Here is a 21,683-nt window from a genome sequence, read left to right as displayed (position 1 = left end):
CCTGGAACGTCAGCGCGAGTTATCCCAGCGCGCAGGTGCTGACCGCCCGGCCCAACGGCAACGGCAACAACTGGGGCGTGACCATCCAGCCCAACGGCAACTGGACCTGGCCGACGGTCTCCTGCAGCGCGGGCTGAACCGGACACGAGGAGTGAGGAGGACCCACTCGTATGCGCACCAGACTCCGTTCGTCCTTGCGTTCCCTGGTCACCGGGATGGCCGTCGCCGCGCTGGCCGCGGCGGGCACCGTCGTCGCCGATGCCGCTCCGGCACAGGCCGCCGCCTGCAACGGCTATGTCGGACTCACCTTCGACGACGGCCCGTCCAGCGGCAACACGCAGGCCCTGCTCAACGCGCTGAAGCAGAACGGGCTGCGGGCCACCATGTTCAACCAGGGCCAGTACGCGGCCCAGTATCCGTCCCTGGTCCGGGCCCAGGTCGACGCCGGCATGTGGGTCGGCAACCACAGCTACACCCACCCGCACATGACCCAGCAGAGCCAGTCGCAGATGGACTCGGAGATCTCCCGGACCCAGCAGGCCATCGCGAGCGCGGGCGGTGGTACGCCCAAGCTGTTCCGCCCGCCGTACGGCGAGACCAACTCCACGCTGCGGTCGGTCGAGGCCAAGTACGGGCTGACCGAGGTGATCTGGGACGTCGACTCACAGGACTGGAACGGCGCCAGTACCGACGCGATCGTGCAGGCTGTCTCCCGGCTGGGCAACGGGCAGGTCATCCTCATGCACGACTGGCCCGCCAACACGCTCGCGGCCGTCCCGCGCATCGCGCAGACCCTGGCGGGCAAGGGCTTGTGCTCCGGCATGATCTCGCCGCAGACCGGCCGCGCGGTCGCTCCCGACGGAGGCGGCGGTGGCGGCGGCGGGGGCGGTGGTGGTTGTGCCGCGACGTTGTCGGCCGGTCAGCAGTGGGGTGACCGGTACAACCTCAACGTCTCCGTCACCGGGTCCAGCGACTGGACGGTGACGATGAACGTGCCGTCGCCGGCGAAGGTGCTGTCCACCTGGAACGTCAGCGCGAGTTATCCCAGCGCGCAGGTGCTGACCGCCCGGCCCAACGGCAACGGCAACAACTGGGGCGTGACCATCCAGCCCAACGGCAACTGGACCTGGCCGACGGTCTCCTGCAGTACGAACTGACCGGCACCTGTGGCGCGGTGGTCTCCGGCCGCCGCGCCACAGGCATGCGGCACGCCCTGCCGCGGGCGGCAGTGGTGAGGAGAGCACCCGCAGTACGGAAAATCAGCAGACCCGGGAGCGGGCGGCGGGTTATGTTCCCTGATGTTCGAAGGGGGCCGACATGGCGAAGTCGAAGTGCATGGCCGTCAGTTCCTGCAATCGACAGTGAAGTGGTAGGCGCCATGAGTGACATGTGGACCGGTGAGAAGGTGCGTCTGCGAGGTGTCGAGCCTGAAGACTGGGAAGGCTTCCGTGACTTGACCCGGAACACCTTCGATGTCCGCAACGCCGACCTGGTCGAGCCTCCGCGTTCTGCTGAGAGTTTCCGTTCCTGGACCGCTGAGCGGGCCGGGCGTCCGCCGGGGGGTGACGCGTTCCGCCTGGTGGTCGAGGTGCTGGCCGACCACGCGTTCGCAGGGTCTGTCACCGTCGGAGAGACCGACAGCCGTGCGGGACGATTCAAGACGGGTATCGAGATCAGCCGCGAGCACCGCCGCAGGGGATACGCGGCCGAGGCAACCGAACTCGTCCTCACCTACATGTTCGCCGAACAGCGCCACAACAAGTGCGAGGTGGAGGTCTACGCCTTCAACGACGCCTCCCTCGCCCTCTACCGCAGGCTGGGCTTCGTCGAGGAGGGGCGGCTTCGCCAGCATGAATTCTTCGCCGGCAGCCACCACGATGTCGTGCTGCTCGGCATCACCGCCGCCGAACACTGGGCCGCACACCAGCGCCCATCGGTGCGGTGATCTTCGCGTCACCTTTCCCGCGCCTGCGGCAGATCCTCATGCCCCCGGCTGGGGCCGGACCGTGAGGATCTGCTGGGCCTGGCCGACCGGGCCGTCGACGTCGTGCAGGACCGTGCTGGTGAGGCCCTGGCCGGAGGGGCCGAAGCTGACCGTGGTGTCCAGCCCGGTCCAGATGCCTCGTGGTTGGCGGTGGAGGTGGATGGTCAGGTCGACGTTGGGGAACATCCACGCCGTGGGCGGCTGCCGGGCGGCTATGCCGTTGGCGGTGTCGACGAGGGCGAGATACGACGCGAGGGGGCTGACGGGCTCACCGGCGACCAGGTCGAGTGGCGTGGAGAGCCAGGCGGTCGTACGTCCCGGCTGGGGAGGTGCGACCGGGCGGACGTCCAGGGAGGTGACGTAGCCGCCGGCCCAGACGTCGGACATCGGCCAGGCGGTGAGTGACTCGGGCGGGGTGAGGCGGTCGACGGGGCTGCCCGCGACCGCGGTGGTGTCGAGGCCGGCCAGGAGCCAGGCGCGGGCCCGGACGACCGGGCGGCCGGCGATCCGTACGACCGCTTCGAGGAGTTCGATGGTCCGCCCGGGGCGGATGGTCTCCACCTGGATCTCGCACTCGTCGAGGGCGAGGCGGCCGAGGATGTCGTAGCTGATCCGGGAGAGGATCAGGCCGTTGTCCGGTCCGGCGGCCCGGTGGCGGTCGATGGCGTGGACCACGAGTCCGCCCAGCGGGCTGAAGTGCTGTTCGTCCGGGTCCCAGGCCCCGCCCGCGTGTGTCGTCGGCTTGTAGCGGTGGTCGTCGATGGGCTCGAAGTAGCTGCCCCGGAGCGCGGTGGGGGCGGTGGGGGTGGACAAGGGCCGCTTCTCCTTCGGTGACACGGGTGTCGTGGGCAGCCGGAGCCGTCGTCACGTCAGCTGCCGCCCGGCACGCTACCGCCATCCGCGCGTCTCGCCACGTGAGAATGTGCACACTGCAATCATCGTGCCGGTGCGGGCGGCTGCGCGGCCCGTGGGGCGTCACCGGTGAGGCCGCGCCGTCGGCTCCCCGCACGGAAGTGACGGAGGGGGCAGGAAGCCGGCGGCGGGTATCAGGGGGTCAGCCCTTGCGCTTGGCGGGGACGGGGAAGTCCACGTGCTTGATCTTCTTCCCGGCGACGAAGTCCCAGGCCTCCACGCGCACCCGGTCCTCGAACACCTTCACCCGCAGGCCGGAGGAGTTGTTGCCCTCCAGACGCCGGCTCTGGTGGTCGCCGTGGGGCTCGGTGGCGTTCTTGATCGCGCCCGTGTTGACCACGGGGAATCCGCGCATGTTGCCGGTGGCCTCCGCCCGCAGCCGGCCCCACCAGTCCTCCGCCTTCAGCGACTGGTGCGTGTGGCTGGTGAACATGATGATGTTCGAGTACTTGCCCACGACCTTGGTGAACGCCTCGAGGTCGAAGTAGTCGTTCCCGTTCCAGGAGCTGTGGGTCTCCGTGACGGTGTAGGGGACCGCCTGGTGGTTGTAGAGCATGACCGGCTTGCCCTGCTTCGCCCAGTGCGCGAGACGGGAGTCCAGCCAGTTCAGCTGTTCGTCGGACAGCTTCACGTACGGCTCGACGCCCTTGCGGTCCACATCGCTGTAGTACTCGGTGTTGACCGTGATGTTGGGGATGCCGTCGACGATCTCCTCGCGCCAGACCTTGTCCTGGCCGGTGAAGTCGAGGAACCGGTTGATGTAGGCCTCGGAGCCCTCCGGGCCGAGCATCTCGTGGTTGCCGATGGTGTAGTAGTCGCGTCCGGAGGCGTGCGGGACCTCCTTGCGAGCGGCCTCGAACTCGTCGTAGAGCTCCTGCTTGCCCAGGTCGACGAAGTCGCCGTTGACGAACATGGCTCCGGCCGGGTCCGGCATGTCGTTGAGCTGCTTGACGGCGGACTTGTAGTTGTCGATGCCGCCCTGGATGTCGCTGATGACGTCGATGACGGCGGACGGCTCGCCCTCGACCTCGCCCATGGGCAGCGACACCCGGGCGTTGTCGATGGCCCAGAACCAGTCGTTGTGGCCGTCCTTGTAGCTCCAGGTGAAGACGGCCTTGCGAGCCCCCTCGGGCACGTCGACGGTGATCGCCTCGTGGGAGCTGAGCTTGTCGGCGTCGTAGCGCCGCAGCTCCACCGGCTTGCCGCCGTCGAAGGAGACGCTCACGGTGGCGTGCTGCGGAGCGTCACCCTGTCGGTAGTGGGAGTCGAAGCCGAGGACGATCCGGTCGTGCTTCTTGACGTCGACGGCCGGGGACTTCAGCGCGGTGTTCAGCCGGTCGGTGTCGTTGAGGCGCTGGTGTTGGCTCTCGACGACGGCGAGCTTGTCGTGCGCCCGGGTGAAGTAGTGGCGCTTGTCGGTGCCCACCGCCCAGGTCCAGTCACGGATGTCGGTGATCGCCCAGCCCGCCCAGCGGGCCTCGCCGGTGGTGAATCCGGCGTTCTCCTTGGACCAGCCCTCGGGGAGCGTGTGCGTGAAGTCCGTGGGTGTGGGCACCGAGTCGAAGTCCTCGCTCCACAGAACGGTCTCGGTGAGTGCCTGGTCGACGTACGACTTGCCGGCCTTGTTCTGCTGGGCGACGCGGTCCGAACCCTGGGCGGCTGAGACGCCGGACATCCCCGCGGCGGTGATGCCGAGGGTGACGGCCAGGGCGCAGGTGAGGACGGTGAGGGACTTTCTCGCGGGGAGTGCCATGGGGCTTACCTTGTCTCGGGCAGAAATGGTGACGATCTGCACGATGCCCCGACAAGATGATCACGAGAGGTCCGGCGTCGGGTCTCCGAGTGAATAACCGGAGTTTCGCATTCCGGAAGCGGAGCCCCGACCCGTGCGGAGCGTCAGCGGCGGACCACGTGCAGGTCGGCCTCGATCCGGGCCACGGTCGCCAGGAGGGCGGGCAGCAGGTCGCGGCGTACCGAGTCGACGGAGTTGCGGCTCGCGTGCACGGGGATGTTGACGGCGGCGACGACGGTGCCGTCCCCGTCGCGGACCGGGGCGGCCACGGTGCGCAGACCCACCTCGAGCTCCTGGTCCATGATGGCGTACCCCTGCTTGCGGACCCGCTGGAGTTCGGCGCGCAGCTGCGGCGGGGAGACGATGGTGCGGGGGGTCAGCGGGCGCAGCTCGCACCTGGCGAGGTGCTGGTCGAGCTGCTCGTCCGGGAGGTGGGCGAGCAACACCCGCCCGACCGAGGTGACATGGGCGGGGAAGCGGGTGCCGACGGTGATGGTGGCGGTCATGATGCGCGTGGTGGGCACGCGGCTGACATAGACGATGTCGTCGCCGTCGAGCACGCAGAGGGAGGAGGACTCGCGGACCTCGGCGACCAGTTCCTCGAGGTGGGGCTCGGCGATGTCGGGCAGCGAGGAGCCGGCGAGATACGCGTAGCCGAGTTCCAGGACGCGCGGGGTGAGGCGGAACAGCCTCCCGTCGGTGGTGACGTAGCCGAGGTCGGCGAGGGTGAGCAGAAAGCGCCGGGCAGCCGCGCGGGTCAGGTCGCAGATGCGGGCGACGTCGCTGAGGGTCAGTTCGCGACGCTCGCCGTCGAAGGCGCGGATGACGGCGAGCCCGCGCTCCAGGGACTGCACGAAATGGGCTTCCCGTTCCTGACCACCCATCATCGGCGACCTCCCCCGTTTGCATGCCGAACATCGGTGCGGTGGCAGAACGGTATGGCGGCGGCCGGTGGTCGTCAACTGGCGCCGGGCGGCGGCTCCAACGGGTTGTGACGGTCGATGATCGCCCATTTCAGGGGCGCTTCAAAGTTGTTGAAAGTTGCCCTTGTCAGGGGGTTGACCCGCCTTGGGGCGAACCATAGGTTCCCGGCAAGAACTTGCGTTCGGTCCGCGCACACATGTCTGCGCACACATCGAGAAGTGCATCTTTTGGGGAGGCCTTGTGCGTCGTCTGTCAGCCGGAGTCGCTGCCGTCGCTCTGCTCACGCTCACCGCGACCGCTTGTGGTTCGTCCGAATCCGGGTCCTCCGGCAAGTCGTCCGACGGCACCACCGCCGTGAAGGTCGGTGTGATCCCCATCGTCGACGTGGCCCCGATCTACCTCGGTGAGAAGCAGGGCTTCTACAAGAAGCGCGGTCTCGACCTCACGCTGGAGTCCGGCCAGGGCGGCGCCGCGATCGTGCCGGGTGTGGCCAGCGGCCAGTTCCAGTTCGGGTTCAGCAACACCACCTCGCTCCTGATCGCCCAGAGCCAGAACGTGCCGGTGCGGGCGGTCGCCAACGGCGTCGCCACGACCGGGAAGGAGAACGCCGACGTCGGCGGCGTCGTCGTCAAGGGCGACAGCCCGATCAAGTCGGCGAAGGACCTGGCCGGGAAGAAGGTCGCGGTCAACACGCTGAAGAACATCGGCGACACCTCCGTGCGGGAATCCGTGCGCAAGGACGGCGGCGACCCCGAGAAGGTCCAGTTCGTGGAGCTCGCCTTCGACCAGATGCCCGCCGCGCTGCAGGCCGGACAGGTCGACGCCGCCTGGGTCGTCGAGCCGTCGCTCGCCGTCGTCAAGGGCCAGGGCGGCCGGGTCGTCGCCTCCAACTTCGTCGACGTCTCGCCCGACCTCACCATCGCCCTCTACTTCACCTCCGACAAGCTGGCCCAGCAGGACCCGGAGCTGGTGAAGAAGTTCGCCGAGGCGACCCGCGAATCCCTCGCCTACGCCAACAACCACCCCGACGAGGTCCGCGAGATCCTCTCCACCTACACCAAGATCCCCGAGAAGACGCTGAAGGAGATGACGCTCCCCGGCTGGCCCGAGGAGCCGAACCGCGCCTCCATCGAGCGGCTGGGCGAACTCGGCCAGAAGGACGGCCTGTTCGAGAAGGCCCCCGACCTGGACAAGCTGCTGCCGTGACACAGAAAGCCGTGACACGGACAGCCGTGAAGACCGACGCCCCGGGCGCCCGCCGCCCGGGGCCGGGCAACGCCCTGCTGGGCCTCGCCGGCCTCGGCGGCTTCCTCGCGCTGGTCGAGGCGGTATCCCGGCTCGGTCTGGTGTCCCCCGACTACCTGCCGCCCACCAGCACGATCGCCGCCGCCCTGGCCGAGGAGATCTCCGACGTCGCCTTTTGGGCGGCACTCGGCGACACCCTCACCGGCTGGGCGCTCGGCCTGCTCATCGCCACCGTCGCGGGCATCGCCGTCGGCGTGCTGATCACCGTGGTCCCGTACCTGCGCGAGGCGACGGCCAGCACCGTCGAATTCCTGCGGCCGATCCCCTCGGTGGCGCTGATCCCCCTCGCCGTACTGCTCTTCGGCACCGATCTGCGCTCCACGCTGCTGCTGGTCGTCTACGCCGCCTTCTGGCAGGTCCTCGTCCAGGTCCTCTACGGAGTCCAGGACCTGGACCCCGTCGCGGAGGAGACCGCCCGCTCCTACGGCCTGGGGACCTGGGCCCGGATCCGCCACGTGCTGTGGCCGACCGCCCTGCCGTACGTCATGACCGGCGTCCGGCTCGCCGCGGCCGTCGCCCTCGTGCTCGCGATCACCGCCGAACTCATCATCGGCACGCCCGGACTGGGCTCCCGCATCGCCGTCGCGCAGACCTCCCACGCCGTCCCCGACATGTACGCGCTGGTCGCCGTCACCGGACTGATCGGCGTCCTGATCAACCTGGGCGCACGTGCCGTCGAGCGCCGCTCGCTGGCCTGGCACCAGTCCGTCCGGGGCGAGGTGACCCCATGAAACGCCTGACCCTGCGCACCGCGGCCCTGCGGCTGCTGTTCGCCGTCGGCCTGCCCGTCCTCCTCGCGACCGCCTGGTGGTTCGCCTCCGCCGGCAGCACCGACGTCTACTGGCCGCCGCTGAGCACCATCCTGGAGACCGGACGCGAGGTGTGGACCGCCGAGCGCATCGCCGCGGACGTGGTGCCCAGCGTCACCCGGCTGCTCCTCGGCTACGCCGGCGCGGCCGTCCTCGGCGTGGCACTCGGCATCGTCATCGGCTCCTTCCCGCGCGTACGGGCCACCACCGAACCGGTGTTGGAGTTCCTGCGCGCCGTGCCGCCGCCCGTCCTGGTGCCCGTCATCATGCTCTTCGCCGGGATCGGCGACACCATGAAGATCGTCGTCATCGTCTCCGGATGCGTCTGGCCGGTGCTGCTCAACACCGTCGAGGGCGTACGGGCCATCGACAGCGTGCTGGCCGACACCGCCCGGTCCTACGGCATCGAGGGCCGTGCGCGCCTCGGCCACCTGGTCCTGCGCTCCGCCAGTCCGCAGATCTTCGCGGGCCTGCGGCAGGCGCTGTCGATCGGCGTCATCCTGATGGTCATCAGCGAGATGTTCGCGGCCAGCAACGGACTCGGCTTCGCCGTCGTCCAGTTCCAGCGCAGCTTCGCCATCCCGGGCATGTGGAGCGGCATCCTGCTGCTCGGACTGCTCGGCGTGCTGCTCGCCCTGGTGTTCCAGGTGGTCGAACGCCGGGCCCTGGCCTGGTACCACGGTCTGCGCCGGTCCCGGAGGGCGTCATGAGCAAGGAAAGCGGCGTGAACGCCGGAAAGGGACAGCACATGCTCGACGTAAGGGGCCTGCGGAAGGTCTACGAGGGACACGGCCGGCACGTCGAAGCGGTGCGCGACCTCACCTTCTCCCTCGACGCCGGCGAACTGGTCTGCCTCGTCGGTCCGTCCGGCTGCGGCAAGACGACGCTCCTGAAGTGCATCGCCGGCCTGCTCGAACCCACCTCCGGGGAAGTCCTGCTCCAGGGCAGCCGGATCACCGGCCCGCCGCCCGGCATGGCCGTCGTGTTCCAGGAGTACGGTCGCAGCCTCTTCCCGTGGCTGCGGGTGCGCGACAACGTCGAGCTGCCGCTGCGCCAGAAGAAGCACCTGACGAAGGCCCGCCGCCGTGAGCTGGTCGAGCACGCCCTGCACGCCGTCGGTCTCGGCGACGCCGCGGGCGCGTACCCCTGGCAGCTCTCCGGCGGCATGCAGCAGCGCGTCGCCATCGCGCGAGCCGTCGCCTACGAGCCCGAAGTGCTGCTGATGGACGAGCCGTTCGCGGCCGTCGACGCCCAGACCCGCGCCGACCTCGAGGACCTGATCCGGCGGCTGTGGCAGGAGCTCGGGGTGACCGTCCTCTTCGTCACCCACGACATCGACGAGGCCGTCTACCTGGGCGAGCGGGTCGTCGTCCTGTCGTCGTCCCCGACGGTGGTCCAGGAACAGCTGACGATCGACCTCCCGGCCGAACGCGACCAGCTGCACACCCGGGCGGACCCGCGCTTCACGGAACTCCGCACGCGGGTGTACGAGCAGATCCAGGCGGCGAAACGGGCGACGGGCGCCGTACCGCCCCAGAAGACGGACGCGGAAGCGGGCGCGGACACGGACGCGGACACCGCGCCGTCCGCCCCGGCACTGGACAAGAAGGCCTGACCGCACCTGGCCCCGACCCCCGCCACCCCGGGCTCCGGCAACGCCTGGAGTCCGGGTGCGGCCACCTCGAGGCCACCCCGGGCCGCTCGGCGGCGAAGCCTCTCACCCCTGCCGTCGGACCGACGGGCAGTCGACCTCGGCCCGCACCACCTTGCCAGGGCCGGCGTCGCGGGGGCACGACGCCCCAGCGGCTCGCGAGGACGTTGACCAGCAGCAGCCTCCGGCCCGACTCCTGGTCGGGCCGGAGCCGGGCGGCGACGGCGAAGCGGTGGGCAGCATACGGGCGGACCGGCTGGTAGACGGCGGAGGTGAGCGGACGATGAGCGAGCTGGCGCGGGAGCCGGGAGAGACGACGGCCGAGCAGGGAGAGTCGGGGGCGGCTTCTTCGGGGCCAGGAACGGGCGTCTTGCGGGTGTTCGGGCGGCAGATGAAGCGGTTTCGGTTGCGGGCGGGGCTGGAGCGGCCGGAGGTCGTGCGCGGACAGGGTATTCGCCGTCCACTATTGCTGCCTACGAGCAGGGGCGGCGGATTCCTCCACCGAGGTTCATCGACGTGGTGGACGAACTGCTCGACGCGGGCGGGGTCCTCCAGGAGATGAAGGATGAGGTGGCGCGGGCACAATACCCGGCGTTCTTCCGGGATGCGGCCCGGTTGGAAGCGGAGGCGCTGGGTGTGCTTGCCTACGATGCCCAAGTAGTGAATGGGCTGTTGCAGACCGAAGAGTACGCGCAAGCTGTGTTCTCTACGATGCGTCCTCCCTTGGAGGATGAGGTCATCGAGCAGAGAGTGGCGGCTCGCTTGGCGAGGCAGGCGATCTTCGCCAGGCGGCCAGCACCGTTGATGAGCTTCGTCATCGACGAGTCGGTACTTCAGAGGCCGATCGGCGGCGGAGGCGTTCTTCGTGGCCAATTGGAGCATTTGCTCCTAGTTGGCCAGAAGCGCACGGTGGAGGTCCAGATCTTGCCGTTGACTCGGGAGCAGAACGCGGGTCTTTGCTGGCCCATTCATGCTGTTCGATACTCAAGAGGGGCGCAGAATCTCATACGTTGAGGTGCAGAACGTGAGTCAGGTGCACACGGAGCGACATCTCGTGCGAGGGCTGGAAACCAAGTACGGCACCCTTCGCGCTCAGGCCCTCACGCCTCAGGAATCACTGACGTACATCGAGAACTTGCTGGGAGAGCTCTATGAACGCCTGCCATAGAGCCTCGGCGAACCCGCCCCTGACCTGGTGTAAGAGCAGCTACAGCAGTGAAGAGGGCGGCGCGTGCGTGGAGGTGGCCACCTGCCCGCACACCGTGCACGTGCGGGACTCGAAGGATGCGAACCGTCCGAGTTTGGCGGTCGGTTCGGAGGCGTGGGCCGCGTTCGTCGGGTTCGCCGCCGAGCGGATCGGCTGAGTCGCCGCTTTGCTGTTGTGCCCTGTGGCTCCGAGGGGAGTCACAGGGCACAGGCATGTCCGGGGCGGTCAGGCGTCAAGCCGTGCCTGGAAGTACGCGTGTGCGGCGCGCATCTCGGCCATCCCGGTCCGCCTTGTAGAAGGGGTCCTGGTAGCCGGCCGGGGGGTGGGGTGCGCTCCGGGTCTTCCAGGTGGGCGAGGAGATCGAGGTAGTCCTGCTGGGTCTGACCGTAGCCGTAAGTGTTGGAGTCGGCGGCAACCTTGCAGCCATTGGCCAGGCTGCCCCGCCGGGCCGAGAGGCCGCTGTTCGGCCGTGCAAACACGCCCTGTTGGCCTGACCGAGGGGGCCGGCCAAGTCCTGGGGTGCGCCGACTAATGCGTCGCGGGCGTCCGGCGCCGCGATTTATGGTGATCGGATGCTGAAGTTCACCGATGTCATCCTCGACTGCCCGGACCCCTGGAAGCTGGCCGAGTTCTACGCCGAGCTGCTGAGCTGGGAGATCAACACCAACATCAGCACCAAGGACTGGGTCAACCTGCGCAACGACGGCGTCGAGCTGTCGTTCCAGCGGGTGGAGAACTACCAGCGGCCCGACTGGCCGGGCCAGGAGCATCCGCAGCAGTTCCACCTCGACTTCGAAGTGGACGAGTTCGAGCCCGAGCACCGCCGGGTGATCAAACTGGGCGCCACCTTCCAGAAGAGTTTCGTCGGCGAGTCCGGCTACGGCTGGCAGGTCTACACCGACCCAGCCGGGCACCCGTTCTGCCTCTGCCGCAACCGTCCCCAGTCCTGACCTCACCCGACGAGAAACCGCCCCGGCTCCGAACGGAGCCAGGGCGGTCGGGCGGTTGGAGACGTCAACCGTTGTGATCCTGCTGCTCATCCCTGCAGGAACTGGTTACCGAGCAGCAGGTTCGGCGAACCCTCACCCGGGTTATGCACGATGTCTTTCAGAGCGTTGTCGGTCAGCTCCTTGGAGACGTCGACAGGAGCCGCACCCGGGTCGGCGCCCAGGTGCAGCACCGCGACACCCGCGACGTGCTGCGAACGGGCCGCAAGGGCACGGCCCCGTAGGCACCGAGCCCGTCAGTCAGGTGCTCAGGGCGGCGACGAGGAAGATCGGGTAGAGCACGCTCAGCGATCCGGTGGTGAGGCCGATGGCGCACTGGCCCCGGTTGAGCCCGCGGCCCAGGCCGAGGAGCGCGAAGGTGACGGCGAGGCTGCCGAACAGGAACGGGATCGCGATGCCGATGAAGCCGGCGAACACCGCGGCCAGCAGAGCGGCGCTGCCGAGGAGGGCTGAGACGGGCCCGTAGAGCGTCGCGGGGCCGTCCGCGGATCCGGTGGCCATGTCGGGCTCCTCGCCATGGGGTGTCGGCCTGTCCGACACACAGGTATGCGATCCCTGGATTCCCATCATGGCGCTCCCGGGCCTGTTCCCGGACCCGTATGCCAGGGAAGGACCGCTCCTGAGACCAAGCTCACGCGCAGGCGCGATGCCACCGATCCCGGCCTTCCGGCATCGGCGGAGTCTCTCACCACTGTCATCGGATCCGGATCGACGAGCAGTCGACTTCGGCCCGCACCACCTTGCCGGGGCGGCGTGGCGGGCACGGCACCCCGGCGGCTCGCGAGGGCGCCGGCCAGGAGCAGTCCTCGGCCCGGCTCCTCGTCGGGCGGGCCGATCGGCCGGGCGTCCGCCCGTGAGAGTCCGGCGCGACAAGGTCAGCCACCTCGACGTGCTGCCGTCCGCTGCAAAACACCGAGGGCAGAGCACCGGCCGCACTCTCCGCAAGGCGGAGACGCCCCGTGCTCACGAACCGTCACCATCGCATGGGGGACGGGGCCGAAGGATTTGCAGGCCCGCACGAGGGTCGACACTCCGCGTGACCAGGGCCGGATGATTCATCGGCACCCGCGCCGCGAACCACGAGTGGTTCGCGGCGCGGGTGCCGGCAGTCCGGTTGCGGGGCATCCAGGGCGGAGTAGCCTGAAATTTACCGACGCTACCTGATTCTGGAGGTAGACGATGTTTCTCCGACTGCTGCGGCGCCGTATGCCGTACGGGCTCGTCCTTCTCGGCAACGGCCGTCTGATCCGGGGCTTCAGCGGAGCCTTCTACGACGGTCACGGATACCACTCCTGACACCACCGTGCCCACGTCGGGCCGGGTCCGTCGCGGGGGCGGTGTCAGGCCGACCTTGGAGGATGTGCGGTGGCAGAGGACGCGGCAGAGGACACCGATGCCCTGGTGGCCATGGTGCGGATCCTGTCACCGCATTGCCGTGTCACCAGAATGTCCGACGGGGCGCTGATCGCGGACTGGCGGCGGACGCGTTTTCTCGGAGTGGCGACGGCGGACATCCGGAAGTTCGCTGATGAAGTCTCCGAGGAACGCGCCGAAATCGTCACCGGTCTCATCCGCGCCGGATGCGCGACGGCCCGACGGAGGCAGCAGTCGGACGTCGCGATCGGGCTCTGGCTGCGCGGAGTGCACCTGCTGATCCGAACCGTGGGCTTCGGGCGCGCCCTTCGGCTCCTGTCCTTGGCGGCCCCGGATTACGCCCGCGCGGACCCCGCTGCCACGGAGGACGTCGAACGGCTGAAACGGGCGGTGCAATCACACGGTCGCAGAAGCTGGTTCGTCAACGGCGACTGCAAGGCCGAGGCCATGACGGCTTTCGTCCTGCTGCGGCGGCGCGGCTTGAAGGCCGTACTCCACGTCGGTGTGCGTGAGCACCCGTTCGCCCTGCACGCCTGGACGTCTTCGGCCGGCCTGTGCGTCCCCGACGCCGATCCGCGCGGGCACGCGTTCGCGCCGGTCCTCTCGGTCGGCGGCGGAGGGCAGTGACGTGGAAGCACTCCGCCTCGAGTGGGACGGAGGCGTCCCGAAGCTCTGGGCAGACGGAACCATGGCGCGGCAGGGGCTCGTGACGACGGTTTCCTCACGGGCCGGGACCGCGGTGGTCGCCGGCTGGGCCGGCTCCGTCCGTGGGCGCGTGGCGGGAGCGCGCGGCCTCCTCGACGACTGGGGCCGGCCGCAAGCGGCTCCGCCTCTGCCGACCGGCGACTACGCGGCCGTCCTGGTGTGCCGCGACCGCATCCTGCTGATGCGGGACGAGCAGGCACGCATCCCGCTGTTCTTCAGGGAGTCCGGTGGTCGTGTCACCGCGGTGAGTACCTCGGCGCGCCACCTGGGCGGCGGAGCGGAGCCGGAACGGCGCTACTTCTGCCGGTACCTGACCGGGAACATGGCGCAACCCCACTCGGCACTCACCCCCTTCGCCGGAGTGCACCGCGTACTCGGTGGCGAGGTGGTGGAACTCTCGATCACGGGGCAGACGCGCGGCCGGGTGCTGCGCCACTTCCGTCAGGCCCACGATCCGCCGGTACAGGCAGCGGACGGACCCGGCCTCGGCGGGGCCGCGAAGGACCTGCGCCTCGCACTGGAGAACGCCGTCGGGCGCCGTGTGGGCAGGAGGACGGCATGCCATGTTTCCGGCGGCACCGACTCCACCAGCATCGCGCTGCTCGCGGCACGTCTGCCGGCCGAGGGACAGGGCGACCCCGGGGACCTCGTCCTGCTCGCCGGGCGCTTCAGAAGGGGAGAACTCGCTGCCGAACAGCCTTACATAGAAGAGGCGATGGCGGAGATCCGCCGGCACGCACCCGCAGCCCGCCCGGTGATCCTCGATGTCGACGACGTGGCCGACTTCGACGACTTCCAGCACCACGCGGGAGACCCGGACGAGCCTCATGCGCACGCCTTCCGCGCCCCGTTCTGGAGCAGGCTCCATGCCGCCGCGGCGGATCTGGGCTGCGACACCCTCCTGACCGGCTGCGGGGCCGACCCGATCGTGGACGCCAACCCGTTCCACCTGCACAGGCTGGCCCGCACGGGACGGCTCCGGCAGATGACGAGGCAGGCACGTGACTGGGCCGCGGGCAGCGAGCGGGGAGTGTGGGACATCGTCTCCGCCCACGTGGTGCAGCCGGCTCTTCCACTGGCCGCCGAACGGGTCACAGCGCTCGCCCGCCGCCGCGGAACGGTGCTAGGCGGCCTCGGTGACTTCGCCCGCCCCCGATGGCTGCGTTCCGGATTCGCGCGGGCTCACGGCTACCGTGCGGCCTGCACCGCGGAGAGCCGCTTCGTGTTCGGGCGCAAGCCCGAACAGTCCCTCTACGAAGCCGCCAACTACATCGCCGCTCCCGACCCGCTGTCCTGGCGCCGCGCACAGCAGGACGGATTCTTCCTCTCGCACCCCTTCCTCGACCCGGAGGTCATCGCCACGATGCGCCGCCTCCCCGCCGAGACCGCGTTCCAACCGGGTCGTCCGAAGGCGGTACTGCGCGAGGCGATGGCGGATCTGCTTCCGCCCCGGATCGACGGCCGGGTCGTCAATGTCCCCTTCAACCAGCTCTACGCCCGCGGCCTGCGGACACACGGCGACGAACTCATCGACCTCTGCCGCTCCGCGAGGCATCCGCTGATCGCGGAGATGTTCGACGTCGGGATCCTGTGCCGGGCAGTGAGGGAGGCGCAGTTCGGCATGGGGGACTCCCATTCCTGGGACCGTGTGAACAGTTCCCTCGCCCTCGTGGCGTGGCTGGAGCGAGGGGACCGGCGTTCCCGCGCGCGCCGTGCGGCCATGCCGGTCATCCCTGCTTCTTGATGTCCCAGAGCGTCCGTTTGATCGGACCCGTTCCGGCGGTGACCAAGCCGTACCGGTTCACCATTTCGCTAATCCCGGCACTGGGCAGTATGCGGTTTTCCTCACCGTTTCGCAGGATGAATCCCAACAGGTCTGCGCCATGCGTGCCGAACCGCCAATAGACAGTGAGGTAGCGGGGGGCCATCGTGTGCTGGTCAATCGCATTGTTTTCGTACACCCGGCCGCGGTAGGCGACGTAGTCGGAGCTCTTGTCCTTCTTGACCCACTGGGGCACCTTGCCGCCACTCCAGGAATACCCATTCGGATGGACCTCCTCCAGAACGAACCGGTCCTTGCGCGCCAAGAACGCGGAGGCGTAGAGCGCCAACTGGTCATACGGCGTGTCGATGGGCAGTTGCACAACCGTTTGGGTGACGAGCGCGTCGTTTGCCTCGATCCAGTTTCCGATAGGCACCCATGGCTGCGCCAACACCAACTGGCCGGGCTGGTAGATCTCCCTTCGGGAGAGCGGGTGTTGCACATAGAAGTCACGGAACGTCTCGGCATCTGCACGCCACTGTTTGCGGGGCCGGTCCGTCTGGCTGAGCGACACCCGTTCGCCCATGGCGTGGAATTCAGTGCCGAGCACGTAGAAGCCCATATCGCTGCGGTTCTCGATCTTGATGTCGACCGGTACGACGAACTTCTTGCGGTCCTTGCTCAGCACAGGCTCTCCCACGGTGATATTGACGAGGGGCCTGGCACTGTGCCGGGACGGCTGGTAGAGGTTCTGGTAGCCGAAATTGGCCACCGCGAGAGCCGAGGAGACGATCACTGCCGCGGCCACCCGCTTCGGAGAGGGGATCACGACCGATGTCCGCCACACCGTGAGGACGGCCCATGCGGAACCCGCCGTGAGCAGGCTGAACAGCACCTGGTAAAGCGTGGAATCGCCGTCCCTGAAGGTCTCGAGCAGGAGCATGGCGTTGGTCAACGATGCCGCGACCGTACCGATCAGCGCGACCAACCCGGAATAGGGGAAGATGTTCCGGCCCCAGTGGTCCACGACCGCAACAGCGCCCAACAACGAGAGACCCGTGACCAGAATGAGGGTGGCACCGGTGATGCGCCCCGGGTAGGTCAGGGCCCCGCTGAGGTCTTCGAGGCCCCACCAACCCAGCAGCAGCGCCGTCGGGAGGAGGACCAGCAGGATCAACACCAGGGCAGCCGGTGACTTCCTGCTGCTCGTCGTGATCAGCAGCGCCCGCAGGCGCGAGCCGACGCCGGCCCCGGGGGGATTCCTCACGTGATCATCTCCTGACGTCGCAGACCGCCCACCACGCGCTGACGGTGACCGCGACCGGAACACACACGCGAGCCGACCGCGAAGAGCCCCGCCGGTAGGCACCGGCCCACGCCCACTGGACCCACGGGGTTCTCCTTCGACTTCGACCGTCACTGCGGCACCGCACGGGTGAAGCGCCGTCCGGCGAGCCCCTGCCGGCTTCCCGCGGCGCGTACCTCGCAGTGGCGCCGCGGAGCATCCGATCCCCGCAGCGGACCGAGAGGCCTGGTGCTGCGCCGGGACTCGAGCACCATCGTCCGTGTCGATCATTCGGATCACCATCCGGATGCCTCTGGACGGCCTACACGGATGAGTCCCTTCGGGCTTCGGACAGGAGGCCCGCCGTCGTCGATGCTGCGGCGAACGAGGAACTCGTGCCGGTCCTCGTCGGCGGGGGTGGGCGCCCGCTCGATCGTGATCTTGTTGCTGCTCAGGTCCTTGCGCCGACGCATGACGCGCAGGTGGCCGAGGACCGTTCCGGCGTGGTCCCTCGCGGTCGGCAGCCACACCGCCCTCCCGCCGGCCAGGGGCTGCGCTTGCCCCGATACCGGCCCCCAGGGCCTTCGGTACTCGTTCTGGTGAACTGTGATCGTTCACCGGTTCCCTCACGTTCCGCGTCCTACGTTGGCGCTGGGTGAGGCCGACCTCCGGGCCGACCCGGCGGTCAGGCGTCCACCCGGTCCGCCTTGTAGAAGGGGGCCTGATAGCCGACCGGGGGCGGGGTGCGCTCCGGGTCCTCCAGGTGGGCGAGGAGGTCGAGGGAGTCCTGTTCGGTCTGACCGTCCCGTACGTGTTGAAGTCGCCCGCGCTCTTAAGGTCGTTGGCGTCGAAGGGTGAAGCGACCTCTCAGGTCCCGACCGGCCCCGGCCCGGGTGGTGCCTGTGTTGCCCTGGGTGAGGGGCCGGCCGCCCGCCGGCTCAGTGCCGGGCACCCCCGTCGGCGCCCAGCGAGCGTTCGGCGACTCCCGCCAGATGCCGGGCGAAGACCTCACGGGCGTCGGGCGTGAGACCGCGCAGCGCCACCAGGGCGGTGAGCGCGACATCGCACAACTCCGCCTGAACGTCGTCCCATCCGTGGGTGGTGCCCTTGCGCGGGTTCTGGCCGGTCGCGCCGATCACCGCCTGGGCGACCTCGCCGACCTCCTCGGACAGCTTCAGGACGCGCAGCAGCAGACCCTCCCGGCCGTCGACCGCGCGGTTGGCGTCCAGCCAGGCGTGCAAGGCGTCGACGGAGCCCCAGAGACCGGCGGACGGTACGGCGGGGGCGGGGGACGCGGGGGACACGGAGAGGTTCGTGCTCGGATCGCTCATACGCAGACCCTGGCACAGACCACGGACAGCGCTCGGCGGTCCTCCGCACCGGCCCGGCGGAGTCGTGGGTCTCCTTCAAACGCGCCGGCCGTCGTCCGCTTCCCTCCGGTGGACGGCCGGGGCCCCGTCGGGGCCGTCCACCGCGTCGCGGGGCAGGCCGATGGCGAGGAGCGCGACGTCGTCGTCGAGGTGCTCCGCGGTGTACCGGTACAGGTCGGCGAGCAGGGCGTCCAGCACGCGGTCCGGGTCCGGCGGGAGGGGGCGGGACAGCCGCGGGATGGGGTCGTAGAAGACCCCGCGGTGGTCGCGGGCCTCGACGACACCGTCGGTGAACAGCACCAGGACCGCCCCCTCGGGCAGGGCGTACCGGTCGACGGGGACGTCCGGGAGGACGTCCGGGGTGCCGAGGCCGGCCAGGCCCAGCGGCAGCGAGGGCGTGCCCGGCTCCAGCGGGCGGGCCCGGCCGCGGTGGACCAGCAACGGCGCCGGGTGCCCCCGATTGGCCATGCACAGGGTGGAGCCGTCGGCGGACAGCTCGGCGACGACGGCGGTGACGAACGTCTCGAGTCCTGCCCCGTCCTCGGCGACGTGGGCCTCCCGCACCCGCTCCTCCAGCCAGCGGACCACACCGGGCAGGTCCGGAGCGCGAAGGGTGGCCTCGTGGAAGGTGCCCAGCAGCGCGTTGACGGTTCGGATCGCGCCCAGGCCCTTGCCCCGGACATCGGCGATCATCAGCCGGATGCCATGGGGAGTCGAGTGGATCGCGTACAGGTCGCCCCCGATGGCGGCCTCCCGCGCGGCGGCCTCGTACCGGACGGCCACGGCCAGCGGCCCGATCCGGCCGGGCGGGGAGGGGAGCATCGCGCGTTGGACGGCCTCGGCGACCTCGCGGGCGTTCTTCAACTGCCGCCGCTCGCGGGCCAGCAGCCGGTTGACCACCGCGGCCAGGAAGGTCAGGGTGACGAAGGTGGAGAACGGGACGATGTCGTCGACGCCGAACGGCAGCCTGCCTCTCACCAGCGGCAGGAGTACCGCGGCGAGGAGCGCCGCCCCGCCGGTGGCGACCGTCCCGGTCAGGGAGAGCCAGGGCGCGACCAGCACGGGGGCGGCCGCCAGCAGGGGGAACACCCTTATGCCCCGCGGGGTGAGGAGGTCGAGGACGAACACGCCGAGGATCAGCGCGGCGGGCAGCCATCGAAGCCACCGCCTTTCGCGGGGCGCTAACGCTCGGGTGGGGCCCATTCTCCTGCGCTCCGGGGTTTCCTGGACAGAAGCCGGGTTTCAGTCTCCGCCGCGTCCCCGACCCCGGCGACCGGAGCACCACGACGGCGGTACCGGGCAGCACTGGGCGGTAGTGGGCAGTACTACTCGAACAGAGCCTCCTGTTTGCCCTCCTTCGCCCTGCGCAGGCGTCTGGACCGTGCGCCCACGACCACCGCGGTGGCCGCCGCGGTCGCGGCGAAGGCCGTGAAGACCATCCAGCTCCGGTCGGCCGTGTGGCCGAGGGCGTGGTCCACCGAGAGGCGGCCGGGCCCCGCGACGGCGAGGCCGGCCGCCGTCAGGCCCAGGGTCGCGGCGTGCTCGTAGCCGCCCTCCTGGTTGAAGAAGCCGTTGGGCGCGTGCACGGCGGCCGCGCCCGCCATCGCACCGGCCGCCGCCGCACCCGCCGCCGGAGTGGCCAGGCCGAGCGCGAGCAGCGCACCACCGCCCGCCTCCGCGAGGCCCGCCGCCGTCGCGCTGGCCTTGCCGGGCGCATAGCCGACGGCCTCCATGAACTGGCCGGTGCCCTCGATCCCGCCACCGCCGAACCAGCCGAACAGCTTCTGCGCGCCGTGCGCCGCCAGCGCCCCGCCCGTCCCCAGCCGGAGCAGCAGCAGACCCAGATCGCGTCGGTCGTAACAGGTCACGTCGTCTCCCGGGGCAGTCGCTTCGCGTGACCACCGTCGCACCCCGGCGTCCCGCCCGGCCCGCCGCCGCCCGCCGTTCGGGTGGCGGCGGCCGACGGCCGGCAGGACGCCGACAGGCATGACGATCCGGACCTCCCCTCTCGGCGACCCCGCCGTACGCGCCTTCGTCACCGCGGTCGACAACCATGACCAGGGGGGCTTCACGGCCCTGCTCGCGCCCGGGGCGACCATGGCGGACGACGGCAGCGACCGCGGTCTCACCGACTGGATCGACCGGGAGATCTTCTCCTCCCACGGACACATGGACGTCGACGACGAGTCCGACGGCGGACGCAGCCTCCTGGTCCGCTACCGGAACGGCACCCGGGGCGAGATGCGCGCCCACTGGAGCCTCACCGTCGACGACGACGGCAGGATCAGCCGCTTCGAGACCGGCCGGGCCTGATCACGGCAGCCGTTCCACCCACCGGCGCGTGCCCCGCGGTCCCACGCGGGGCCACCCCCTGCCGGTGCGGTGGAACGGCTGCCCTCCCCCTGGAAGTGGCCTGCGGAAGCCTGCTGCTTCAAGTGTGAAGCTTTGGTGCAGGGGAGTTGAGCATATGGCCGCCGTCGGCCGCAATGCTGCGGATGTTCGTATTCCGCTTGTGTGGATCAAGGAGAGTGGGGCTCCGCCCGCCGGGCCGTCGACGAGGCGGGGTTCACACGGCGTCCCCCGGGTAGCGGACGCCGATACGGTCGCGGATCGCGTCGAGCGTCCGCATCACGGCGAGCGTGCCGTCCAGCGGGACGAGCGGGGACTCCGTCTCACCGGCCCGCAATGCGCGCATCACCTCGGCGGCCTCATGGCCGAGCGTGTCCCGGCGCCCGTCCGCCGGGTCGGCCGTGAACTTCTCGGCCTCCCGGCCCTCCCGGTGCAGCACGAACCCGTCCGGGAAGAAGAAGCCGTACGGGATGTCGATCCGGCCCTCGGAACCGGTGATCGACGCCGAGGTCTCCGTACCGCCGACGATGGAGCAGTGCACCGACGCGAGGGCACCGTCGTCCCAGGAGAGCAGCGCGCCCGTCTGGAGGTCGACCTTCTCCTCGGAGAGCGTCGCCCTCGCCACGACGTCCGACGGCTCCCCGAGCAGCAGCTGTGCGAACGACACCGGATACACACCGAGGTCCAGCAGCGCGCCCCCGCCCAGCGCGGGGTCCCGCAGCCGGTGCGAGGCCGGGAAGTTCCCCGCCAGCCCGAAGTCGGCCCGCACGGTGCGGACTTCGCCGATCGCGCCGTCGTCGACCAGTGCCTTCAGCCGCCGCACCATGGGATGGCAGTACATCCACATGGCCTCCATCAGGAAAAGCCCCCGGTCGCGCGCCAGGGCGACCAGTTCCCCGGCCTCGCGCGCGTTGAGCGTGAACGGCTTCTCGCACAGCACGTTCCGCCCGGCCTCCAGGCACAGTCCGGCCGCCGCCCGGTGCGCCGAGTGCGGAGCGGCGACGTAGACGACGTCGACCTCCTCGTCCCGGGCGAGCGACTCCCAGTCGCCGTACGCCCGCCCGATCCCGAACCGGTCGGCGAACGCCCGCGCCGACTCCGCCGACCGTGAGGCCACCGCCACGATCTCCGCGTCCGCCAGCTCCGCCAGATCCGCCGTGAACCTCGCGGCGATCCCGCCGGTCGCCAGAATCCCCCAGCGCACGTTCCGCCCCGTCATCCGTCCCACCCCTGCCCGTGTCGTCGGC

The 21,683-nt window shown here is 69.9% G+C and carries 22 protein-coding genes and 2 pseudogenes; 13 read left to right on the top strand and 11 right to left on the bottom strand.

Features of this window, described 5'->3' with window-relative positions; translation table 11 throughout:
* The 3 genes and pseudogenes from DIZ27_RS47930 to DIZ27_RS38790 form a co-directional block, all read left to right on the top strand.
* Positions 1-137: pseudogene (locus DIZ27_RS47930) on the top strand (1,4-beta-xylanase); the annotation flags it as partial.
* Between the two features lie 33 nt (positions 138-170).
* Positions 171-1,157, top strand: a complete 987-nt coding sequence (locus tag DIZ27_RS38795; protein WP_109383063.1) for a polysaccharide deacetylase family protein — start codon at positions 171-173, stop codon at positions 1,155-1,157.
* 221 nt (positions 1,158-1,378) lie between these two features.
* Positions 1,379-1,945, top strand: a complete 567-nt coding sequence (locus tag DIZ27_RS38790) for a GNAT family N-acetyltransferase (protein WP_109383062.1) — start codon at positions 1,379-1,381, stop codon at positions 1,943-1,945.
* A 36-nt stretch (positions 1,946-1,981) separates the two neighbouring features.
* Here the strand turns inward: DIZ27_RS38790 and DIZ27_RS38785 are convergent, their stop codons facing one another.
* The 3 genes from DIZ27_RS38785 to DIZ27_RS38775 all read right to left on the bottom strand — a co-directional run bounded on the left by DIZ27_RS38785 (position 1,982) and on the right by DIZ27_RS38775 (position 5,572).
* The gene (locus tag DIZ27_RS38785; protein ID WP_109383061.1) at positions 1,982-2,797 is read right to left on the bottom strand and encodes a thioesterase family protein; all 816 of its coding nucleotides are present in this window, start codon (positions 2,795-2,797) and stop codon (positions 1,982-1,984) included.
* Between the two features lie 241 nt (positions 2,798-3,038).
* A complete protein-coding gene (locus DIZ27_RS38780; RefSeq protein ID WP_109383060.1) occupies positions 3,039-4,649 on the bottom strand; it encodes a metallophosphoesterase in 1,611 nt (536 codons plus the stop codon).
* A gap of 143 nt (positions 4,650-4,792) precedes the next feature.
* A complete protein-coding gene (locus DIZ27_RS38775) occupies positions 4,793-5,572 on the bottom strand; it encodes an IclR family transcriptional regulator C-terminal domain-containing protein (protein ID WP_109383068.1) in 780 nt (259 codons plus the stop codon).
* 280 nt (positions 5,573-5,852) lie between these two features.
* On the opposite strand from DIZ27_RS38775, the gene DIZ27_RS38770 reads away from it, so the two are divergent.
* The 7 genes and pseudogenes from DIZ27_RS38770 (at position 5,853) to DIZ27_RS38740 (ending at position 11,534) form a co-directional block, all read left to right on the top strand.
* On the top strand, positions 5,853-6,818 hold the full coding sequence (locus tag DIZ27_RS38770; RefSeq protein WP_109383059.1) for an ABC transporter substrate-binding protein: 966 nt from the start codon (positions 5,853-5,855) through the stop codon (positions 6,816-6,818).
* Between the two features lie 11 nt (positions 6,819-6,829).
* Complete coding sequence (locus DIZ27_RS38765) at positions 6,830-7,648, top strand: ABC transporter permease (RefSeq protein ID WP_181383910.1); 819 nt, start codon at positions 6,830-6,832, stop codon at positions 7,646-7,648.
* Positions 7,645-8,436 (top strand): ABC transporter permease, encoded by a 792-nt coding sequence (locus DIZ27_RS38760; RefSeq protein ID WP_109383058.1) that lies wholly within the window; start codon positions 7,645-7,647, stop codon positions 8,434-8,436. The genes DIZ27_RS38765 and DIZ27_RS38760 overlap by 4 nt, the downstream gene beginning before the upstream one ends.
* 38 nt (positions 8,437-8,474) lie before the next feature.
* Positions 8,475-9,341 (top strand): ABC transporter ATP-binding protein, encoded by an 867-nt coding sequence (locus DIZ27_RS38755; RefSeq protein WP_258308759.1) that lies wholly within the window; start codon positions 8,475-8,477, stop codon positions 9,339-9,341.
* 319 nt (positions 9,342-9,660) lie between these two features.
* Positions 9,661-10,545: pseudogene (locus tag DIZ27_RS38750) on the top strand (helix-turn-helix domain-containing protein).
* Positions 10,529-10,741: a DUF397 domain-containing protein gene (locus DIZ27_RS38745; protein ID WP_109383057.1), complete on the top strand. Its 213-nt coding sequence runs from the start codon at positions 10,529-10,531 to the stop codon at positions 10,739-10,741. Before DIZ27_RS38750 ends, DIZ27_RS38745 begins: the two are co-directional and overlap by 17 nt.
* 415 nt (positions 10,742-11,156) lie before the next feature.
* Positions 11,157-11,534, top strand: coding sequence for a VOC family protein (locus tag DIZ27_RS38740; RefSeq protein WP_109383056.1), 378 nt, complete (start codon positions 11,157-11,159; stop codon positions 11,532-11,534).
* 86 nt (positions 11,535-11,620) lie between these two features.
* Here DIZ27_RS38740 and DIZ27_RS46220 read toward each other — a convergent pair whose 3' ends face one another.
* Positions 11,621-11,764, bottom strand: a complete 144-nt coding sequence (locus tag DIZ27_RS46220) for a hypothetical protein (protein WP_181383909.1) — start codon at positions 11,762-11,764, stop codon at positions 11,621-11,623.
* 67 nt (positions 11,765-11,831) lie between these two features.
* The gene (locus DIZ27_RS38735) at positions 11,832-12,092 is read right to left on the bottom strand and encodes a hypothetical protein (protein ID WP_109383055.1); all 261 of its coding nucleotides are present in this window, start codon (positions 12,090-12,092) and stop codon (positions 11,832-11,834) included.
* A gap of 864 nt (positions 12,093-12,956) precedes the next feature.
* Here DIZ27_RS38735 and DIZ27_RS38730 point away from each other — a divergent pair.
* Positions 12,957-13,592, top strand: a complete 636-nt coding sequence (locus tag DIZ27_RS38730; RefSeq protein WP_109383054.1) for a lasso peptide biosynthesis B2 protein — start codon at positions 12,957-12,959, stop codon at positions 13,590-13,592.
* Position 13,593: 1 nt separating this feature from the next.
* Entirely contained in the window at positions 13,594-15,414 is a 1,821-nt protein-coding gene (locus DIZ27_RS38725) for an asparagine synthase-related protein (RefSeq protein ID WP_109383053.1), read from the top strand.
* On the opposite strand, the gene DIZ27_RS38720 is transcribed toward DIZ27_RS38725, so the two are convergent.
* The 5 genes from DIZ27_RS38720 to DIZ27_RS38700 form a co-directional block, all read right to left on the bottom strand.
* Entirely contained in the window at positions 15,398-16,699 is a 1,302-nt protein-coding gene (locus DIZ27_RS38720; protein ID WP_109383052.1) for a hypothetical protein, read from the bottom strand. The two genes, DIZ27_RS38725 and DIZ27_RS38720, sit on opposite strands and share 17 nt — an antisense overlap.
* A gap of 314 nt (positions 16,700-17,013) precedes the next feature.
* Positions 17,014-17,247, bottom strand: a complete 234-nt coding sequence (locus DIZ27_RS38715) for a hypothetical protein (protein ID WP_109383051.1) — start codon at positions 17,245-17,247, stop codon at positions 17,014-17,016.
* Between the two features lie 408 nt (positions 17,248-17,655).
* Positions 17,656-18,048, bottom strand: a complete 393-nt coding sequence (locus DIZ27_RS38710) for a MazG-like family protein (RefSeq protein WP_181383908.1) — start codon at positions 18,046-18,048, stop codon at positions 17,656-17,658.
* Positions 18,049-18,123: 75 nt separating this feature from the next.
* The gene (locus tag DIZ27_RS38705) at positions 18,124-19,290 is read right to left on the bottom strand and encodes a PP2C family protein-serine/threonine phosphatase (RefSeq protein ID WP_109383050.1); all 1,167 of its coding nucleotides are present in this window, start codon (positions 19,288-19,290) and stop codon (positions 18,124-18,126) included.
* A 122-nt stretch (positions 19,291-19,412) separates the two neighbouring features.
* Complete coding sequence (locus DIZ27_RS38700) at positions 19,413-19,955, bottom strand: DoxX family protein (protein ID WP_109383065.1); 543 nt, start codon at positions 19,953-19,955, stop codon at positions 19,413-19,415.
* Positions 19,956-20,073: 118 nt separating this feature from the next.
* Between DIZ27_RS38700 and DIZ27_RS38695 the strand changes: the two genes are divergently transcribed.
* Positions 20,074-20,400, top strand: coding sequence for a hypothetical protein (locus DIZ27_RS38695; RefSeq protein WP_109383049.1), 327 nt, complete (start codon positions 20,074-20,076; stop codon positions 20,398-20,400).
* A gap of 253 nt (positions 20,401-20,653) precedes the next feature.
* Here DIZ27_RS38695 and DIZ27_RS38690 read toward each other — a convergent pair whose 3' ends face one another.
* Positions 20,654-21,655, bottom strand: coding sequence for a Gfo/Idh/MocA family protein (locus DIZ27_RS38690; protein WP_109383064.1), 1,002 nt, complete (start codon positions 21,653-21,655; stop codon positions 20,654-20,656).
* Positions 21,656-21,683: the final 28 nt, after the last annotated feature.

The sequence above is a fragment of the Streptomyces sp. NWU339 genome, assembly GCF_003143855.1.
GTDB lineage: Bacteria > Actinomycetota > Actinomycetes > Streptomycetales > Streptomycetaceae > Streptomyces.
The sequence above is the reverse complement of the archived record's forward strand: the minus strand, read 5'-3'. Positions and strand labels throughout refer to the sequence as shown.

Coding starts and splice junctions, on each gene's coding strand:
- DIZ27_RS38795 (WP_109383063.1), top strand. CDS start 171: ATGCGCACCAGACTCCGTTCGTCCTTGCGTTCCCTGGTCACCGGGATG.
- DIZ27_RS38790 (WP_109383062.1), top strand. CDS start 1,379: ATGAGTGACATGTGGACCGGTGAGAAGGTGCGTCTGCGAGGTGTCGAG.
- DIZ27_RS38780 (WP_109383060.1), bottom strand. CDS start 4,649: ATGGCACTCCCCGCGAGAAAGTCCCTCACCGTCCTCACCTGCGCCCTG.
- DIZ27_RS38775 (WP_109383068.1), bottom strand. CDS start 5,572: ATGGGTGGTCAGGAACGGGAAGCCCATTTCGTGCAGTCCCTGGAGCGC.
- DIZ27_RS38760 (WP_109383058.1), top strand. CDS start 7,645: ATGAAACGCCTGACCCTGCGCACCGCGGCCCTGCGGCTGCTGTTCGCC.
- DIZ27_RS38755 (WP_258308759.1), top strand. CDS start 8,475: ATGCTCGACGTAAGGGGCCTGCGGAAGGTCTACGAGGGACACGGCCGG.
- DIZ27_RS38745 (WP_109383057.1), top strand. CDS start 10,529: ATGAACGCCTGCCATAGAGCCTCGGCGAACCCGCCCCTGACCTGGTGT.
- DIZ27_RS38740 (WP_109383056.1), top strand. CDS start 11,157: ATGCTGAAGTTCACCGATGTCATCCTCGACTGCCCGGACCCCTGGAAG.
- DIZ27_RS38735 (WP_109383055.1), bottom strand. CDS start 12,092: ATGGCCACCGGATCCGCGGACGGCCCCGCGACGCTCTACGGGCCCGTC.
- DIZ27_RS38710 (WP_181383908.1), bottom strand. CDS start 18,048: ATGAGCGATCCGAGCACGAACCTCTCCGTGTCCCCCGCGTCCCCCGCC.
- DIZ27_RS38705 (WP_109383050.1), bottom strand. CDS start 19,290: ATGGGCCCCACCCGAGCGTTAGCGCCCCGCGAAAGGCGGTGGCTTCGA.
- DIZ27_RS38695 (WP_109383049.1), top strand. CDS start 20,074: ATGACGATCCGGACCTCCCCTCTCGGCGACCCCGCCGTACGCGCCTTC.
- DIZ27_RS38690 (WP_109383064.1), bottom strand. CDS start 21,655: ATGACGGGGCGGAACGTGCGCTGGGGGATTCTGGCGACCGGCGGGATC.